Origin of the sequence: Lysobacter daejeonensis GH1-9 (assembly GCF_000768355.1) — a bacterium.
Lineage (GTDB): Bacteria > Pseudomonadota > Gammaproteobacteria > Xanthomonadales > Xanthomonadaceae > Aerolutibacter > Aerolutibacter daejeonensis.
The window spans coordinates 168,436-185,709 of sequence record NZ_AVPU01000002.1 but is presented as its reverse complement, the minus strand read 5'-3'; the positions used below and the strand labels follow the sequence as shown (position 1 = coordinate 185,709).

Below are 17,274 nucleotides of genomic sequence, written 5' to 3'. Positions count from 1 at the left end.
GCCGGTCCGGACGCAGCGGGGAGCCTGTGCCCCGCCCTATCCGACCCATCGCGCAGCCTGCCCGCTGCGCCCGGCCCGGCCACACATTCGAGGTAAATCCCCATGGCAGAAATCACCGCCTCCCTGGTCAAGGAACTCCGCGAGCGCACCGGCGCCGGCATGATGGAGTGCAAGAAGGCCCTGACCGAGAACAACGGCGACATCGACGCCGCCGCCGAGTGGCTGCGCAAGTCGGGCCTGGCCAAGGCCGACAAGAAGGCTGACCGCGTGGCCGCCGAAGGCCGCATCGCGGTAGCCCAGGACGGCGGCAAGGCCGTGCTGGTCGAGATCAATTCCGAAACCGACTTCGTGGCCAAGGACGAGAATTTCATCGCCTTCACCAACGCTGTCGCCCAGGCTGCCCTGGCCGCCGGCGCCACCGACGCCGACACCGTGAAGGCCGCCAAGGTCGCCTCCGGCGAGACCGTCGAGGAGTCGCGCGCCGCCGCCATCTCCAAGCTCGGCGAGAACATCCAGGTCCGTCGCCTGGCCGTGGTCAACACCGACAACAACGTCGCTGCCTATGTGCACGGCGGCAAGATCGGCGTGCTGGTCGAGGTCAAGGGCGGCGACGCCGATCTGGCCCGTGGCATCGCGATGCACGTCGCGGCGATGAACCCGCCGTACGTCAAGGCGACCGACGTCCCGGCCTCCTTCGTCGAGAAGGAAAAGGAAATCGAGCTGGCCAAGATGAGCGACAAGGACAAGGCCAAGCCGGCCGACATCCTCGAGAAGATCATCAGCGGCAAGATCAACAAGATCGTCAACGAGGTCACCCTGTACGGCCAGCCGTACGTGCTGAACAGCGACCAGACCGTCGAGCAGGCCGTCAAGGCCGCCGGCGCCGAAGTGATCGGCTTCCAGCGCCTGGTGGTCGGCGAAGGCATCGAGAAGGTGGTGGAAGACTACGCCGCCGAAGTCGCGAAGGCGATGCAGGTCTGATCTGCAGTCTCCGAGACACGAAAAAGCCGCGGGAAACCGCGGCTTTTTTGTTGCCCGTGGCTGGGAGCCGGGCAGAACAGCTACAATTCCACGGTTCGCCCGCCCTGCTTTGAGGTCACCATGTCCCAACTCGCCTACCGCCGCGTCCTCCTGAAACTTTCCGGCGAGGCGCTGATGGGCGACGAGGACTACGGCATCGACCCCAAGGTCATTGGCCGGCTGGCCCGGGAGGTCATGGAAGCCCGTGAAGCCGGGGCCGAGGTCGCCCTGGTGATCGGCGGCGGCAACATCTTCCGCGGCGCGGGCCTCGCGGCCGGCGGCATGGACCGGGTGACCGGCGACCAGATGGGCATGCTGGCCACGGTCATCAACGCCCTGGCCATGCAGGATGCGCTGGAGAAGCTGGGCGGCAAGGCCCGGGTCATGAGCGCGATCAAGATCAACGACGTGTGCGAGGACTACATCCGCCGCCGCGCGATCCGCCACCTGGAGAAGGGGCGGCTGGTGATCTTCGCCGCCGGCGTCGGCGCCCCCTTCTTCACCACCGATTCGGGCGCGGCGTTGCGCGCGGTCGAGATCGGCGCAGACCTGCTGCTGAAGGCCACCAAAGTCGATGGCGTGTACGACAAGGACCCCAAGAAGCACTCGGATGCGGTCCGCTACGACAAACTGTCATACGACGAAGTGATCGCCCGCGACCTGCAGGTCATGGACACGGCGGCGTTCGCGCTGTGCCGCGACAGCGACCTGCCGCTCCGGATCTTCGACATGAGCCAGCCCGGCGTCTTGCTGCGGATCCTGAGCGGCGAGCCCATCGGCACCCTGGTCCAGGGCCGCAACGGCACGGCGGCCTGACCCGCGCTCGCCAAAGGGCCGGCCATGTCGCTTCATCACGACGACCACACACACGGACATGACGGCACCCGCGCTTTCGCCGCGGTCACGCTGATCAACCTGGCGTACACCATCCTCGAGGCCGGCTACGGCTTCGCGACCAATTCGCTCGCGCTGCTGTCGGACGCGCTGCACAACTTTGGCGACGTGCTGGGCCTGGCCCTGGCCTGGGGGGCGGCGGTCATCGCCCGCCGCCCGCCCAGCGGCCGCCACAGCTACGGCTGGCGCCGCGCCACCCTGCTTTCGCCGCTGGCCAATGCGACCCTGCTGGTCGCCTTTTCCGGCGCACTGGGGTGGGAGGCGATCCGCCGCTTCATGGCCCCGCCCGAAGTGCCGGGCGTGCCGGTCATGGTCGTTGCCGCCATCGGCATTGCCGTCAACCTGGGCGCCGCGTGGTTCGTGCGCGATGGGCACGATCACGACCTGAACCGCCGAGGGGCCTTCCTGCACCTGATCGCCGACGCCGCCGTGTCACTGGCGGCCGTGCTGGCCGGCGCGGGCATGTGGTGGTTCGGCTGGGCGTGGCTGGACCCGACCACGGCGCTGCTCGTGGCCCTCGTGGTTGCCATGGGTGCTTCCAGCCTGCTGCGCGAGAGCTTCAGCGCGGCGATGGACGCGGTACCCAAGGCCATCGACCAGGAGGAGGTGACGGCGTACCTGCGATCGCAACCGGGCGTCATCGCGGTGCACCACGTGCACATCTGGTCGCTGGGCGCGGGCGAAATCGCCATGACCGCCCACCTGGTGCGTCCCTATGACGAGCACCACGACCGCTTCATCGACGAGCTCAACCATGCGCTCGACGACCGCTTCGGCATCAACCACCCCACGCTGCAGGTGGAGCACGGCCGGGCCTGTGAGCACGACCAGCACGAGCGGGCGCCACACGGACAGATCGAGGCCGGGCACGGGCACCATGCGCGCGACCACTAAGGTCGCGCGCCCGCGCCATGCAAGGCCCGCAAACCCGCGTGATGACACGCGACACCCCCGCTCCCTCTATAATCCCGCGATTACCGCTACAGGATCGGAGCCGGCGATGATCAACGACATCAAGAAAGACGCCCAGACCCGCATGGCCAAGAGCGTGGAGGCCTTCCGCCACGACCTGACCAAGCTGCGCACGGGCCGTGCGTCCCCCGCCATCGTCGACCACCTGAAGGTCAACTACTACGGCTCGGACATGCCGCTGACGCAGGTGGCCTCGGTCGCCGTCAGCGATGCCCGCTCGCTGGTCATCACCCCGTGGGAGAAGCAGATGGTGGCCGCCGTGGAAAAGGCGATCATCAATTCCGACCTGGGCCTGACCCCGACCACGGCCGGCACTGTCATCCGCATCAACCTGCCCCCGCTGACCGAGGAGCGCCGCAAGGACCTGACCAAGGTCGTGCACTCCAACGGCGAGGACGCCAAGGTCGCCATCCGCAACATCCGCCGCGACGCCAACCACCAGGTCAAGGAGCTGCTCAAGGAGAAGCTGGTGACCGAGGACGACGTCCGCAAGGCCGAAGATGACATCCAGAAGATCACCGACGGCGCGATCAAGGACGTGGACGAAGTGATCAAGGCCAAGGAACAGGAACTCATGGCGGTCTGACGGGTCTGTACCGTCTCGCATGAGCTCTGACACCACACCACCCGCAGCGTCCACCGGCCGGGTCCCGCGCCACCTTGCCATCATCATGGACGGCAATGGCCGCTGGGCCGAACGCCGTCGCCGCCCGCGCATGATCGGCCACCGCGCCGGCGCGCGGGCGGTCAACGCGTGCATCGACTTCTGCCTGGACCGCGGCGTCCAGGCATTGACCCTGTTCGCTTTTTCCAGCGAGAACTGGGGGCGGCCGGAGGATGAAGTCGGCGCGCTGATGAAGCTGTTCCTCAATGCCCTGGAAAGCGAGGTGCAGGAACTGCACCGTCGGGGCGTGCGCGTGCGCTTCATCGGCGAGCGCGAGCGTTTCAACGACGCCATCCGGGCACGCATGCAGGCCGCCGAAGCACTGACCGAGGCCAATACCGGCTTGCACCTGAGCATCGCCGCAAGCTATGGCGGCCGCTGGGACATCGCCCAGGCAGCCCGTTCGCTGGCGCGCGAGGTGGCCGAGGGCCGGCTGCGCCCGGAGGACATCGACGAGGCCGCCGTGGGCGCGCGCATCGCGCTGGCCGACCTGCCGCCCCCCGACCTGTTCATCCGCACCGGCGGCGACCTGCGCATCAGCAACTTCCTGCTGTGGCAGCTGGCCTATACCGAATTGTGGTTCACCGATACGCTGTGGCCTGACATGAACGCCGCCGTCCTGCAGCAGGCGCTGGACGACTATGCGAACCGCGAGCGCCGATTCGGGCTGACCGGCGCGCAGGTCGCCGGGCGGCAACACGAGACTTCCTGATGACCCGAACCCGTCTGCTCGCCGCCCTTGTGATGGCCCCCGTGGCCATCGGCGCGATCCTGCTCCTGCCCACGCCGTGGGTGGCCGCCCTGTCGGCCGTGATCTTCCTCGCCGGGCTGTGGGAGTGGTTTGACCTGGCCGAGATCGAAGACACGCTGGCGCGCACGGTGCTGCTGGCGGTGCACGTGGCCATGATCGCGGCCATCGTGTGGGCGTCGCGCACCAGCGCCGGCACCACCCTCGCCCTGTACCAACTGGCCTCGGTGATCGGCGTGATCTGGTGGCTGTTGGCGCTGGCCTGGCTGGGGCGCTACGAGTTCGCCAGCAACCATGACACCTACGCTCGCGTCTTCAAGTTGGCGGCTGCGGCCCTGGCCATGATCCCGGCGTGGTGCGCCCTGGTGTGGATCCATGCGACCGTGCCGAACGGCCATCGCTGGCTGCTGACGGCGCTTGCCATTGTCTGGGCCGCAGACTCGGGCGCGTATTTCGCGGGCCGCAAGCTGGGCAAGCGCAAGCTGGCGCCTCGGATCAGCCCCAACAAGACCATCGAGGGTCTGATGGGCGGCCTGGTGTGCGGCCTGCTGGCCGGCATCGGTTTCGCCCTGTTCGCCGGCGCAAGCGCCACGCAATTGCCGGCCGTCGCACTGGTGGCGGTGGTGGCCGTGCTGTTCTCCGTGATCGGCGACCTGTTCGAAAGCCTGCTCAAGCGCCATGTCGGCGCCAAGGATTCCAGCCACCTGATTCCGGGCCACGGCGGCATCCTTGACCGCGTCGACGGCGTTATCGCCGCGCTACCGGTATTCGCGCTGGGCAAGGCATTGCTGGGCTTCTGAGCATGCGCAACGTTGCCGTCCTTGGGGCCACCGGATCGATCGGCGCATCGGCGCTGGACGTGATCGCGCGGCATCCGGACCGGCTGCGCGCGACCGTGCTTGCCGCCGGACGCAACGTCGAGGCGCTGGTGGCGCTGTGCGTGGCGCACCGCCCGCTGCACGCGGTCATTGCCGATCCGGCCGGGCTCCCGGGCCTGGAGGCAGGGCTGCGCGCAGCCGGACTGGCCACGCAGGCCCACGCAGGTGATGAAATCCTGGATGCGCTTGCCGCCTCCGATACCTGCGACACCGTGGTCGCCGCGATCGTCGGGGCAGCGGGCCTGCCCTCCACGCTGGCGGCCGCCCGCGCCGGCAAACGCATCCTGCTGGCCAACAAGGAATCACTGGTGCTGGCCGGCGAACTGCTGATGCAGGCCGCCCACGACGCGGGCGCCACCATCGTGCCGGTGGACAGCGAACACAATGCCATCTTCCAGTGCCTGCCGGATGCACACGCGCACGCCGGGCTGCGCCGGATCGTACTGACCGCGTCCGGGGGACCGTTCCGCGGTCGCCAGCGCGGCGAGCTCGCGTCGGTCACCCCGGAGCAAGCCGTGGCCCATCCGAAGTGGTCGATGGGGCCCAAGATCTCCGTCGACTCGGCCACGCTGATGAACAAGGGGCTGGAGGTCATCGAGGCCCACCACCTGTTTGGCGTGGACGGCGACCGCATCGCGGTCTGGGTGCACCCGCAGAGCCTGGTGCATTCGCTGGTGGAGTTCGTCGACGGTTCGACCTTGGCGCAGCTCGGCCTGCCCGACATGCGCACCGCGCTGGCGGTCGGCTTCGGCTGGCCGGAACGGATCAGCTCGGGGGTGTCAGGCCTGGACCTGCTGACCCAAGGCGGCCGGTTGGATTTCGAGGCGCCGGACCTGGAGTCCTTCCCCTGCCTGCGCCTGGCGTTCGAGGCGCTGGCCACAGGCGGCACCGCACCGGCGGTGCTCAACGCGGCCAACGAAATCGCTGTTTCAGCGTTTCTTCAGCGACGGATGGGTTTCCTTGCCATACCCGCGCTGGTCGAAGAGACCCTGGCCACGCTTCCCGCCGCCCCGGCAAACTCGCTGGAGGTGTTGCGCGAAGCCGACCGGCAAGCGCGCCACCTCGCCGAGCAGTCGATTCCCCGCATGGCCGCCCTCGCATGACGCCCACCCGCGCCCCCGCCATGCCAGCCCTGCTTCGACCGGAGGCGAGCCATGTCTGAGTTCATCGGTTCTGTCTGGTGGCTGATTGTCAGCCTGGGCGTACTGGTCACCTTCCACGAATTCGGCCACTACTGGGTGGCTCGCCGTGCCGGGGTGAAGGTGTTGCGTTTCTCCGTCGGCTTCGGCAAGCCGCTGTGGCTGCGCCGCGGAGCGGACGGCACCGAATACGCCGTCGCCGCGATCCCGTTGGGCGGCTACGTCAAGATGCTGGATGAGCGCGAGGGCGATGTCGCACCCGCCGAAGTCGGCCAGGCCTTCAACCGCCAGTCGGTGTGGAAGCGCATCGCCATTGTCGCGGCGGGCCCCGTGGCCAACCTGCTGCTGTGCGTGGCGCTGTTCTGGCTGATGTTCGTGATCGGCCGACCCGACTACGCGCCGGTGGTGGGCCAGGCGGAAGGCATCGCGGCCGAGGCCGGCCTGCGGCGCGGTGACACGCTGCTCGCCATCGGCGACCGCGAAACGCCCACGTGGAGCGAAGCGCAGCTCGCACTGATCCCTGCAGCCCTGGACCATGCCGACGTTGCGGTCCACGTGCGCACGGCCGAGGGCATGGAACGCACCCGCACGCTGGCGCTGTCCCGTCTGCCTGCCGCATTCGACGAGCGCCGCGCAGTGGATGCCATTGGCCTGCTGCCCCGCCACCTGCTGGTTCCGCCGGTCGTAGGCAGCGTCTCCGAGGGCCTGCCGGCCTGGGGCGTCCTCGCCGAGAACGATCGCATCACCGCGATCGACGGCACCGCCGTGAATGACTGGACCGAGATCGGGCCGTTGGTGCAGCAACTGGGCCAACGAGGCGTTCCTGTGATGGTCGAAGTACAGCGCGGGGACGAACGTCTTGCGCTGGAGCTGACCCCTGGTCGCGTCACGCCTGCTTCGGGCGAGCCCTACTGGGCGCTGGGCGTGGCCGCCGCGCGCCCGGCTGAACCAGCGAAGGATGCGCTGCTGCAGTACGGCCCGGCCGCCGCGGTACCCGCGGCATTGCGCGAAACGGCGCACCAGGCCCGCGAGCTGATCGCCATGATCGGCCGTGCCTTCAGTGGACGGGTCTCGGTGGAGAACACGGTGGCCGGCCCGATCACCATCGCCCGGGCCGCCAATGCCTATGCCCATCATGGGGCGGCGTGGTACCTGTCGATGCTGGCGATGCTGTCGCTCAGCCTGGGCATCCTCAACCTGCTGCCGATCCCCGTCTTGGACGGCGGTCACCTGCTGTATTACCTTATCGAGCTGGTCAAGGGCAGCCCGGTGAGCGATCGCACCATGGCGGTCGGCCAATACGTCGGGCTGGCGCTGATCGCCGGTCTGATGGGGCTGGCGTTCTACAACGACATCCTGAACAACCTGGTCCGCTGATGCGGACCACCCTGCCTGCCCCGCTCCTGAACGGCAACGCCCCCAACCGGACGTAATGATGACGCGAACCCCCAATCGCCGCCTGCTTGCCCTTGCCCTTGCCGCAGCCATGGCGCCCGCCATGCCGGCCATGGCCCAGTCCGGGACGCCGTTCTCGCTGGGTGGCCTGCAGCCTGACGCCCCGCCGGCCGGCAGCTTCACGGTCAGCGACATCCGCGTCGACGGCCTGCAGCGCATCGCGGCCGGCACCGTCTTCACCTATCTGCCCATCGAGCGCGGCGACACGGTCGACTCCGCGCGGGTCGGCGACGCCATCCGCGCGCTGTACAAGACCGGTTTCTTCGAAGATGTCACGATCGGCCGCCAGGGCGACATCCTGGTGGTCACTGTCACCGAGCGCCCGGCGATCAACAAGCTGACGCTGACTGGCAACAAGGACATCAAGACCGAGGACCTGACCAAGGGCCTCAATGACATCGGCCTGAGCGAGGGCGGCACGTTTGACCGCCTGGCATTGGACCGCGTCACTCAGGAATTGACCCGCCAGTACAACAACCGTGGCAAGTACAACGTCGAGATCACCCCGACGGTGGCCAAGCTGGACCGCAACCGCGTCGACCTGACGATCACCGTCAAGGAAGGCAAGGCCGCGAAGATCCGTCACATCAACCTGGTCGGCAATGAGAAGTTCGCCGAGGAACAGATCCTGGACACCTGGGAGTCGCGCGAGCACAACTGGCTGAGCTGGTACCGCCGCGACGACCAGTACTCGCGCGAGAAGCTGTCGGGCGACCTGGAAAAGCTCAACAACTACTACCTTGATCGCGGCTACGTCGACGTCTCCATCGACTCCACGCAGGTCTCGATCAGCCCCGATCGCCGCGACATGTTCATCAGCGCGGGCATCACCGAGGGCGACCAGTACAAAGTCTCGGGCGTCGAAGTCACCGGCGATACCGTCCTGCCGAAGGAGCAGGTGCAGAAGATGGTCCTGGTGCAGAAGGACCAGATCTTCTCCCGGCGCCTGCTGGAGCTGAGTTCGGACGCCATCGTGGCGTCGCTGGGCAACATCGGTTACGCCTTCGCGCAGGTCAATCCGATTCCTGACGTGAACCGCGAAGCCAAGACCGTCGGCATCAACATGCAGGTCGTGCCGGGACCGCGCGTCAACGTGCGTCGCGTGGTGTTCAAGGGCAACTCGCGCACCAGCGACGAGGTGTTGCGCCGCGAGATGCGCCAGTTCGAGGGCAGCTGGTACTCGCAGGCGGCGATCGATCGCTCCAAGCTGCGCCTGCAGGGCTTGGGCTACTTCGAGACGGTGGACGTCGAGTCGCAGCCGGTCGCTGGCACCAATGACCAGGTCGACGTGGTCTACAACGTCAAGGAGACCCAGTCGGGCAGCTTCATGTTCGGCTTGGGCTACTCGCAGCTGACGGGCATGACCACGTCGGTGCAGCTGGCACAGAACAACTTCCTCGGCAGCGGCAACCGCATGTCGGTGAACGCGCAGCGCAATGACTATCTGCAGCGTTACGATTTCTCGTACGTCAATCCGTACTTCACCGACAATGGCGTGTCGCTGGGCTACAACCTGTGGTGGAAGGAGTACAACAGCTCCGACTTCAACACGGCCCAGTTCTCGACCACCAGTGGTGCGGCCCAGACGGTGCTGGGGATTCCGATCTCCGAAACCGACACCATCACCGCGCTGTTCGGCATCGACAGCAACGAAGTGCTGACCTTTGCGGGCGCGACCCCACCCAGCATCATCAACTACATCGACGCCATCGGGCAGCGGACCTTCCATGCCTGGCGCGGTGAGATCGGCTGGGGCCGCAACTCGCTCAACCATGGCCTGACGCCCACCGCCGGCATGTCGCAGCGTTTGTGGCTGGAAGCGACCCTGCCGGGCTCGACGGTCGAATACTTCAAGCTCAACTACAACGTCTCCAAGTTCTGGCCGCTGTCGCGCCACCTGGTGCTGAATACGCGCGCCGAACTGGGCTACGGCGACAGCTACGGCGATGCTTTCGTGCGGGATATCTGCTACACCCCGCAAGCGCCGGCCTATGACCATGACAACGATCCGAACACGCCGGTCATCATCCCGCCGCCCCCGCCGCCGCCCAGCGATCCGTGCATCCCGGGAACCTCGCCCGACTACCTGCAGACCGTCACCGCCGACGGCCTGCCGTTCTTCGAGAACTTCTACGCAGGCGGCACCCGCTCGGTGCGCGGCTTCCGCGACAACACGCTGGGTCCGCGCGAGGCACCGTTCGCAACCAGCAACTACACGCAGCCGATCGGCGGCTCGCTGAAGACCGTTGGCTCGGTGGAAATGTTCTTCCCGACCCTGTTGGATACGCCGGCGGCCCGCGTCTCGGCCTTCGTCGACTTTGGCAACGTGTTCCGCGACGTCGATGCCTTCGACGCCGGCGAACTGCGTGCGTCGGCGGGCGTGGCGATGATGTGGCGTTCGCCGATGGGACCGATTTCCATCAGCTATGCCATGCCGGTCCGCAAGGAAGACGACGACGAACTCGAACGCCTGCAGTTCACGTTCGGCGGCAACTTCTGACGCCGTGATCGCGGCTGGACACAACGATCGCCCGATGATCCGCGCCGCCGACCTGGCGGCGCGGTTCAATCTGGAGGTGCGTGGCGACGGGGAAACCCGGGTCGAAGGCGTGGGGACATTGGCGGGCGCTGGCCCCGGCCAGTTGGCGTTCCTGGCCAACCCCAAATACCGCAGCCAATTGGCGGCATCGAGCGCGGGCGTCGTGGTCATGCGCGAAGCGGACGCGACTGGCTTCGAGCGCACGGCACTGATCGCGCGGGACCCTTACGCGGCGTTCGCGCGGATCGCCGTGCTGTTCGAGCCGGTTCCCGTGCACGCACCGGGGATCCATCCCTCCTCCGTCGTGGACGCGTCCGCGCACGTCGCACCCGACGCCCATGTCGGGCCGTTCGTGAGCGTGGGGGCCCGCAGCCGTATCGGATCCGGTGCGGTGGTGGGCCCCGGTTGCGTGATCGGCGATGACTGCGTGGTAGGTGCCGGCAGCGAACTGGTTGCACGGGTCACGCTGGTCACACGCGTGGTGCTCGGCCAACGCGTGCGCGTGCACCCCGGCGCGGTGTTGGGCGCAGCGGGCTTCGGCCTGGCGATGGATGCGGGACGCTGGCTCAACGTGCCGCAGTTGGGCGGGGTTCGCGTCGGCGACGACTGCGAGATCGGCGCCAATACGACCATCGACCGCGGCGCCATCGAAGACACCGTGCTCGAGGAGGACGTGCGCCTGGACAACCAGATCCAGATTGGCCACAACGTCCGCATCGGGGCGCATACCGCCATGGCCGGGTGCTCGGCGGTCGCGGGCAGCGCGAAGATCGGGCGCTACTGCCTGATCGGAGGCGGGGCGGGGGTGGTTGGCCACCTCGAAATCTGTGACAAGGTGGTGGTTACGGCAATGAGCCTGGTCACCAGCTCGATCCGCGAGCCGGGCGAGTACTCTTCGGGGACGCCCTTGATGGACAATCGCAGCTGGCGCAAGAATGCCGCCCGCTTCAAGCAGCTCGACCGGATTGCCCGGCGAGCGGGGAACGTGGGCCAAGGCCACGACTGAGTCGGGCCCTAACTTGGGACGTCCGCGCACGGAGGCGCGGATGCACGCGATGGACCGCCCAGAGGATTGATGATGAACCAAACCGAAGCCACCGCGCTGAAGCTGCCGATTGACGTGCCGATGATCCAGCAGCTGCTGCCGCACCGTTATCCGTTCCTGCTGGTCGACCGCGTGGTCGAGCTGGAGCCCAACAAGCGCGTGCTGGCGTACAAGAACGTGAGCTGCAACGAGCCGTTCTTCCAGGGGCATTTCCCCGGCCACCCGGTCATGCCGGGCGTGCTGGTGGTCGAGGCCATGGCCCAGGCCGGCGGATTGCTGACCCAGCTTTCCGCGCTGGCGCTCAACGGCAAGCCCAGCACCGACAAGCTGTTCTACCTGGTCAAGGTGGACAACGCGAAGTTCTCGCGCATGGTGGTGCCGGGCGACCGTCTGGAACTGGAAGTCACCCTGACCCGCACCATCCGCAACATGGCCATGTACTCCGGCGTGGCGCGCGTGGACGGCGAACAGGCCGCTTGCGCCGAGATTCTGTGCGCCGAGGCCAAGGCCTGAGCATGGACAACGCGCCGATCATCCATCCCTCCGCCGTGGTCGAGCCGGGCGCACGATTGGGCGCGGGCGTGCGGGTCGGCGCGTTCTGCTACATCGGCGACGACGTGGTCGTGGGCGACGGCACCGCCTTCGGTCCGCACTGCAGCGTGCAGGGCCCCACGACCATCGGCCGCGACAACCGCTTCATCGGCCATTGCGCGATCGGTGGCGAACCGCAGGACAAGAAGTTCAAGGGCGAACGCGTCGAGCTGGTGATTGGCGACCGCAACACGTTCCGCGAGTTCTGCACCGTGAATCGCGGCACCGGGACCGGCAGCAGCATCACTCGCGTGGGCAACGACAACTGGCTGTTGGCCTACACCCACGTGGCGCACGACTGCATCGTTGGAGACCACTGCGTGTTCTCCAACAACGCCACGCTGGCCGGCCACGTCACCGTGGGGGACCACGTGATCCTGAGCGGTTTCGCGGGGGTGCACCAGTTCTGCCGCATCGGCGCTCACGCGTTCATCGGCATGGGCGCCTTCGTCAATGGCGACGTGCCCCCGTTCACCATGGTGGCGCAGGAAAGCTACGGTCGGCCGCGCGGGATCAACAGCGAAGGCCTCAAGCGCCGTGGTTTCGACGCCGAACGCATCGCCGCGATCAAACGCGCTTACCGCGTGCTGTACGTATCCGGCGCACCGCTGGCCGAGGCCCGCATCACGCTGGCCGAGCTGGCCGACGCCACCGGCAGCCAGGACGTGCAGGCCCTGATCGAGTTCATCGACAGCGCCGAGCGTCCGCTGTTGCGCTGAGGTCGAACACCGTGGCCACCACGGGCACTGCCGGCCTGCCCCACCCCATCCGCATCGCGCTCGTCGCCGGGGAAGCGTCCGGCGACATCCTCGGGGCCGGACTGATCACCGAACTGCGCCGCCGCTTTCCCGATGCCGAGTTCGCGGGCATCGGTGGCGATGGCATGCGCGCGGCGGGCATGGATGCGTGGTTCGACGCCAGCGAACTGGCGGTCATGGGGCTTGCCGAAGTGCTGCGGCATCTGCCTCGGTTGTTGCGCTTGCGCCGCCAACTGCGCGCACGTCTGATGGCCTGGCGGCCCACGGTGTTCATCGGAATAGATGCGCCAGACTTCAACCTCGGGATGGAGCGCTGGCTGAAGCAGCGCGGCGTCCGCACGGTGCACTACGTCAGCCCTTCGGTGTGGGCATGGCGTGAGAAGCGCGCCGAGAAGATTGGACAGGCCGCCGACCGCGTGCTGTGCCTGTTCCCGATGGAACCGCCAATCTATGCCCGGCATGGCGTGGATGCGCGGTTCGTCGGACATCCACTGGCCGACGAGATGCCGTTGGACCCCGATCGCGCGCAAGCCCGCACGGCACTCGGCCTCGCGGCTGAGCGTCCGCTGCTCGCGTTGCTACCTGGCTCCCGCGTCGGTGAGATCCAGCGGCTGGCGGATGACTTCCTGTCCGCTGCAACACGCGTGCTTGCGGCCGAACCGGGCTTGCAGATCGTGGCGCCGATGGCGAACGAGCATGCGCGCCGCGCGTTCGAGGCGATCTTGGCGCGCCACCCCGATGCCGCATCGCTGGCGACGGCGCTGAAAGTGATCGCCGGCCAGGCACGCACGCTGATGCGCGCTAGTGACGTGATCCTGTTGGCCTCCGGCACGGCCACGCTGGAAGCGATGTTGGCCAAGCGCCCGATGGTAGTGGCCTACAAGGTCGCCCCGTTGACCTACGCACTGGTCAAGGGCCTGGGCATGCTGAAGGTCGACCACTACTCGCTACCCAACGTGCTGGCCGCCGAGCGCGTAGTGCCCGAACTGATGCAGCACGACTGCACGCCGGACAAACTGGCGACGGAAACCTTGGCGTTGCTGCGCGATCCGGCGGCCGAGGCGACCTTGGCCGACCGCTTCACGGAATTGCACATCCAGTTGCGTCAGGATGCTTCGGCGCGCGCTGCGGATGCGGTTGCCGAACTCATCGCGCCCCGCGCGACGGGCGCCCCATGAAGGCCCCAACAACTCGCGAACGGATCGCCGGGGTGGACGAAGCCGGCCGGGGACCGCTGGCCGGGCCGGTGGCGGTCGCCGCGGTCATCCTCGATCCGGCACGCCCGATCGAAGGCCTGGACGACTCCAAGCGGCTCACCGAGGCACGCCGCGAGCAGTTGTTCCCGTTGATCCAGGCGCGTGCAGTCGCCTGGCACATCGAACTGGTCGAGCCCGACGAGATCGACCGCATCAACATCTTCCAGGCGACGATGGCTGGCATGGAACGCGCGCTGGCGGCCCTGTCCGTGGTGCCCTCGCTGGCACGCATCGATGGCAATCGCCTGCCACGTCGCCTGCCCTGCGCGGGGGAGGCTCTGGTGGGCGGCGATCGCCTTGATCCTGCCATCATGGCCGCGTCGATCCTGGCCAAGGTCACGCGCGACCGGCTCATGCTGGCAATGCATGCGCAGTGGCCTGAGTACGGCTTCGACGCGCACAAAGGCTACCCCACGCCGGCGCACCTGGCCGCGCTGCGCCTGCACGGTCCTTGCGCGCAACATCGGCGCAGTTTTGCACCGGTGCGCGCCTGCCTGCCCATGGGCGACAACGCGGTGCCGGCGTTCGAGCTCACCGCTGGATGATGATGGCTGGATCGGCCACCCGGTCCCCAACCCGCACTTCATAGGCGTACCGTTCCTCAGGCGGCCCCGCCTGGGCTTGCGGTGCCGCGGAGGCTGCCGGCCCCGGCGTCGCGATGATCGACGCCTGGTACACGCCCGCTTCGCGCCGCGACTCCAGACGCCTGCGCGGCTCACCCGGTTCGGGAACGCGCAGGTCGAAATCGAGGGTGAACGGGTGGTCGTGGCCGGGATCGTTGCGCCAGGTGACGCGCGTGCCGGCCTTGACGCGCAACTCGGCCGGTTCGGCGGCGGGATTGCCCTCGCCGTCGTACTGGATGGTCACGAACTCCTCACGCTCATGGGCCATGGGGTACTCCTCGCTGTCAGGCCTTGGGGGGCGCGGAGGAGGTGCCGGGGGCCGCACGGTCGGATGCCCCTTCGGCATCCATGCCCCGCAGCAGGGGTGACGTACGAATGCGGTCGGAGGGGACACCGGCCTTCAGCGCGCGCTGGATGCGCTCGCGGGTGCCCGCACGGTCGCCGAGCCGAGCCAGTGTCTGCGCAGCGAAGAACTCGACCTCCGCCTTCTCGGTACCCAGCGCGTCGGCGCGCTCCAGCAACTGGCGCACGCCTTCGGTTTCGCCCAGGTTGGCGCGGTACCACGCCAGGTGCGCCGGCGCCAGCGCGTCATCGCCCTTGAGTTTGATGTAGGCCTCGGCCAAGGACGCCGCACGCGCGTAGGGCGAACGGGCCTGCGCCGCGGTCGCGGGATCGGCGGACAGGGCGTCGCCGATGTTGCCCCACAGCCGGTAGTCGTCCGGCTCCAGTTGGGCGGCGCGGCGGTACAGGTCCGCCGCCTCGGCATAGGCGCCATCCTCAAAGCGCAGGCTGGCGAAGTTGCTCAGGGCGCCATAGGTGGGTTCGATGGCCAGCGAACGGCTGTAAGCCTCCGCCGCTTCGCGACGACGGCCGGCCACGTAATACACGCCACCCAGGCTGTTCCACAGGGTCGCGCGATCCGGTTGCAGCGTGGTGGCGACGCGGTAGGAAGCAATGGCCTTGTCGAATTGGCCGTTGAGGTAGTGGTAATAGCCCAGTTCGCTGTGGATCGTGGCGTCACCGGGCCGCAACTGGTGTGCGCGTTCGTAGTAGTCGAGCGCCAGCGGGTTGTTGCCCAGGGCCGCCTGGGTCGCCGCCAGGCCGACATAGGCATCCGAGCGCAGAGCCACGTCCTGCAGTGCGCGCGTGTAGTGCTCTATGGCCTGGGGGTATTCGCCGCGCACGCGGTCGAGGTCGCCCATGGCAAGGCTGACCTCCAGCAGTTTCGGGTCCATGCTCGCGGCCCGTTCGCAGGCATTCCGGGCGCGACTGAAGGCAGGTGCGTCGCGCGCGGTCTCGAAGCGCCGGATTTCCGCGCGGCAGATGCCCGCCTGCGCGCGCGCGAAGCCGGCATCCTCCTTCAGGGCTTCGCGGAAGAAGCCGACGGCGCGCCCGAGCGCCTGCTCGCTGCGCGGCACCAGCAACTGCTGCACGCCCTTGAGGTAGGCGTCGTAGGCGGCGGTGCTGACGGTGGGCTTCAGCCTTCGTGACAGTTGCGGCCGGGCGGTGGGCAACACGCCAACCAGAGACTCCACCACCTTGCCGGCGATCTCGCTCTGCATTTCAAACACGCCCGCCGCCGCGCGCTCGTAACTGTCGGCCCAGAGCGTGTAGCCGGTGCGGACATCGGTGAGCCGCGCATTGATGCGTACGCGGGGGCCTTCGCGGCGCACGGTGGCATCCAGCACGGTGGCCACGCCAAGCGTGCGCCCCAGCGTCACGGGATCTGCTGCGGCCTGTCCTGCCGCGGGAGGCGTAACCTGCGCGGCCACCTTCAAACCGGGAATGCCGGCCAGTGCGTCGTGCATCTCCACGGCCAGGCCCTCGGCGAAATAGCTGTCGTCGCTATCGTTGCTGAGACTGGTGAACGGCAGGACGGCGACGGAAGCCTCGGACGGCGTGGACGGAGGGGCTGATCGTCCCAGCCACAGCCAGCCCACCACGCCGAGTACGGCAGCGGCGGCCATCAGCAGCAGCCAAGACCGGCGGCGGGGAGGCCCGGGCGCCTCCGTGCGATCAGCTCGGCTTGCCGGGTCCGACACGATCCGGGCGTGGTCGCGTACGGTGGCCTCGTTCGGCGCATCGTGGGGATTCCAACGCGGCAGGACCTCGGCGTCCGGACTGATCGGCGCGGGTTGCCCTGTCGCGCTCGAGTCCGTGCGGGATCCCTCGAGCGGCATCGCAGCGTGCACTTCAGTCGAAACAGGGCCGCGGCCGGAATCCGTCAAATGAACGTGACCGCCTGCATCATGTCCCTCTTCCCCCGGCTCGCGCTCCAATGCGGCGATGAACCGGTACCCCAGCGCGTGCTGGGTCTGGATGAACCGGGGTTGCTGGGCATCGTCGCCCAGGGCCGCCCGCAACTGGGCGATGGCACGGGTCAGCACCCCCGGGGTGACGTGGCGATGGCCCCAGACAGCGTCCAGCAACTCGTCGCGAGCGACCAGCGCCCCGGGCTGACGCAACAGGGCCATCAGCACGGCGAACGCCTTCGGCTCCACGGACACGAGCTCGCCGGCCCGGGTCAGGGTGTGCGCACCGGCATCCACCACGACGTTGCCGAAGCGGTAGCGCTCGCTTGCCAAACCCTTGCCAGCCAACGGGCCGGGCGTCTCCATCACGGAAACCTCATGAACCCCTCATCAACCGCTTGGAACGCTGAGAGAAGGCGCTTCCAGCCATCATGACCCTC

16 protein-coding genes are annotated in these 17,274 nt (G+C 68.0%); 14 read left to right on the top strand and 2 right to left on the bottom strand.

What is annotated here, in order from left to right; all coding sequences use genetic code 11:
* Positions 1 to 102: 102 nt before the first annotated feature.
* The 14 genes from tsf (at position 103) to rnhB (ending at position 14,504) form a co-directional block, all read left to right on the top strand.
* Positions 103 to 981, top strand: a complete 879-nt coding sequence (tsf, locus tag N800_RS01950) for a translation elongation factor Ts (protein WP_036134164.1) — start codon at positions 103 to 105, stop codon at positions 979 to 981.
* 120 nt (positions 982 to 1,101) lie between these two features.
* A complete protein-coding gene (gene pyrH, locus N800_RS01945; RefSeq protein WP_036134162.1) occupies positions 1,102 to 1,836 on the top strand; it encodes a UMP kinase in 735 nt (244 codons plus the stop codon).
* Between the two features lie 24 nt (positions 1,837 to 1,860).
* A complete protein-coding gene (locus N800_RS01940) occupies positions 1,861 to 2,808 on the top strand; it encodes a cation diffusion facilitator family transporter (RefSeq protein WP_052107809.1) in 948 nt (315 codons plus the stop codon).
* Between the two features lie 106 nt (positions 2,809 to 2,914).
* Entirely contained in the window at positions 2,915 to 3,472 is a 558-nt protein-coding gene (gene frr / locus N800_RS01935; RefSeq protein ID WP_036134159.1) for a ribosome recycling factor, read from the top strand.
* Between the two features lie 19 nt (positions 3,473 to 3,491).
* Positions 3,492 to 4,262: a polyprenyl diphosphate synthase gene (gene uppS, locus N800_RS01930; RefSeq protein ID WP_052107808.1), complete on the top strand. Its 771-nt coding sequence runs from the start codon at positions 3,492 to 3,494 to the stop codon at positions 4,260 to 4,262.
* Positions 4,262 to 5,098 (top strand): phosphatidate cytidylyltransferase, encoded by an 837-nt coding sequence (locus tag N800_RS01925; protein WP_036134155.1) that lies wholly within the window; start codon positions 4,262 to 4,264, stop codon positions 5,096 to 5,098. The genes uppS and N800_RS01925 overlap by 1 nt, the downstream gene beginning before the upstream one ends.
* Complete coding sequence (locus N800_RS01920; RefSeq protein WP_036134153.1) at positions 5,083 to 6,279, top strand: 1-deoxy-D-xylulose-5-phosphate reductoisomerase; 1,197 nt, start codon at positions 5,083 to 5,085, stop codon at positions 6,277 to 6,279. The genes N800_RS01925 and N800_RS01920 overlap by 16 nt, the downstream gene beginning before the upstream one ends.
* A 51-nt stretch (positions 6,280 to 6,330) precedes the next feature.
* Positions 6,331 to 7,692, top strand: a complete 1,362-nt coding sequence (rseP, locus tag N800_RS01915) for an RIP metalloprotease RseP (RefSeq protein ID WP_036134151.1) — start codon at positions 6,331 to 6,333, stop codon at positions 7,690 to 7,692.
* Positions 7,693 to 7,849: 157 nt separating this feature from the next.
* On the top strand, positions 7,850 to 10,270 hold the full coding sequence (bamA, locus tag N800_RS01910; protein ID WP_425476489.1) for an outer membrane protein assembly factor BamA: 2,421 nt from the start codon (positions 7,850 to 7,852) through the stop codon (positions 10,268 to 10,270).
* Positions 10,271 to 10,304: 34 nt separating this feature from the next.
* Entirely contained in the window at positions 10,305 to 11,315 is a 1,011-nt protein-coding gene (gene lpxD, locus N800_RS01905) for a UDP-3-O-(3-hydroxymyristoyl)glucosamine N-acyltransferase (RefSeq protein ID WP_036134149.1), read from the top strand.
* A 72-nt stretch (positions 11,316 to 11,387) separates the two neighbouring features.
* Positions 11,388 to 11,867 carry a 3-hydroxyacyl-ACP dehydratase FabZ gene (fabZ, locus tag N800_RS01900; RefSeq protein ID WP_036134147.1) on the top strand — a complete coding sequence of 160 codons (480 nt, stop codon included), beginning with the start codon at positions 11,388 to 11,390 and terminating at the stop codon, positions 11,865 to 11,867.
* Between the two features lie 2 nt (positions 11,868 to 11,869).
* Positions 11,870 to 12,664: an acyl-ACP--UDP-N-acetylglucosamine O-acyltransferase gene (gene lpxA / locus N800_RS01895; protein WP_036134145.1), complete on the top strand. Its 795-nt coding sequence runs from the start codon at positions 11,870 to 11,872 to the stop codon at positions 12,662 to 12,664.
* A gap of 11 nt (positions 12,665 to 12,675) precedes the next feature.
* Positions 12,676 to 13,881: a lipid-A-disaccharide synthase gene (gene lpxB / locus N800_RS01890; RefSeq protein ID WP_232227513.1), complete on the top strand. Its 1,206-nt coding sequence runs from the start codon at positions 12,676 to 12,678 to the stop codon at positions 13,879 to 13,881.
* Positions 13,878 to 14,504: a ribonuclease HII gene (rnhB, locus tag N800_RS01885; RefSeq protein ID WP_052107807.1), complete on the top strand. Its 627-nt coding sequence runs from the start codon at positions 13,878 to 13,880 to the stop codon at positions 14,502 to 14,504. Before lpxB ends, rnhB begins: the two co-directional genes overlap by 4 nt.
* On the opposite strand, the gene N800_RS01880 is transcribed toward rnhB, so the two are convergent.
* Together N800_RS01880 and N800_RS01875 are read right to left on the bottom strand one after the other, a co-directional pair.
* The gene (locus N800_RS01880) at positions 14,491 to 14,850 is read right to left on the bottom strand and encodes a cupredoxin domain-containing protein (protein ID WP_036134143.1); all 360 of its coding nucleotides are present in this window, start codon (positions 14,848 to 14,850) and stop codon (positions 14,491 to 14,493) included. The genes rnhB and N800_RS01880 overlap by 14 nt on opposite strands.
* A gap of 16 nt (positions 14,851 to 14,866) precedes the next feature.
* Positions 14,867 to 17,200 carry a winged helix-turn-helix domain-containing protein gene (locus N800_RS01875; RefSeq protein ID WP_036134141.1) on the bottom strand — a complete coding sequence of 778 codons (2,334 nt, stop codon included), beginning with the start codon at positions 17,198 to 17,200 and terminating at the stop codon, positions 14,867 to 14,869.
* Between the last annotated feature and the right edge of the window lie 74 nt (positions 17,201 to 17,274).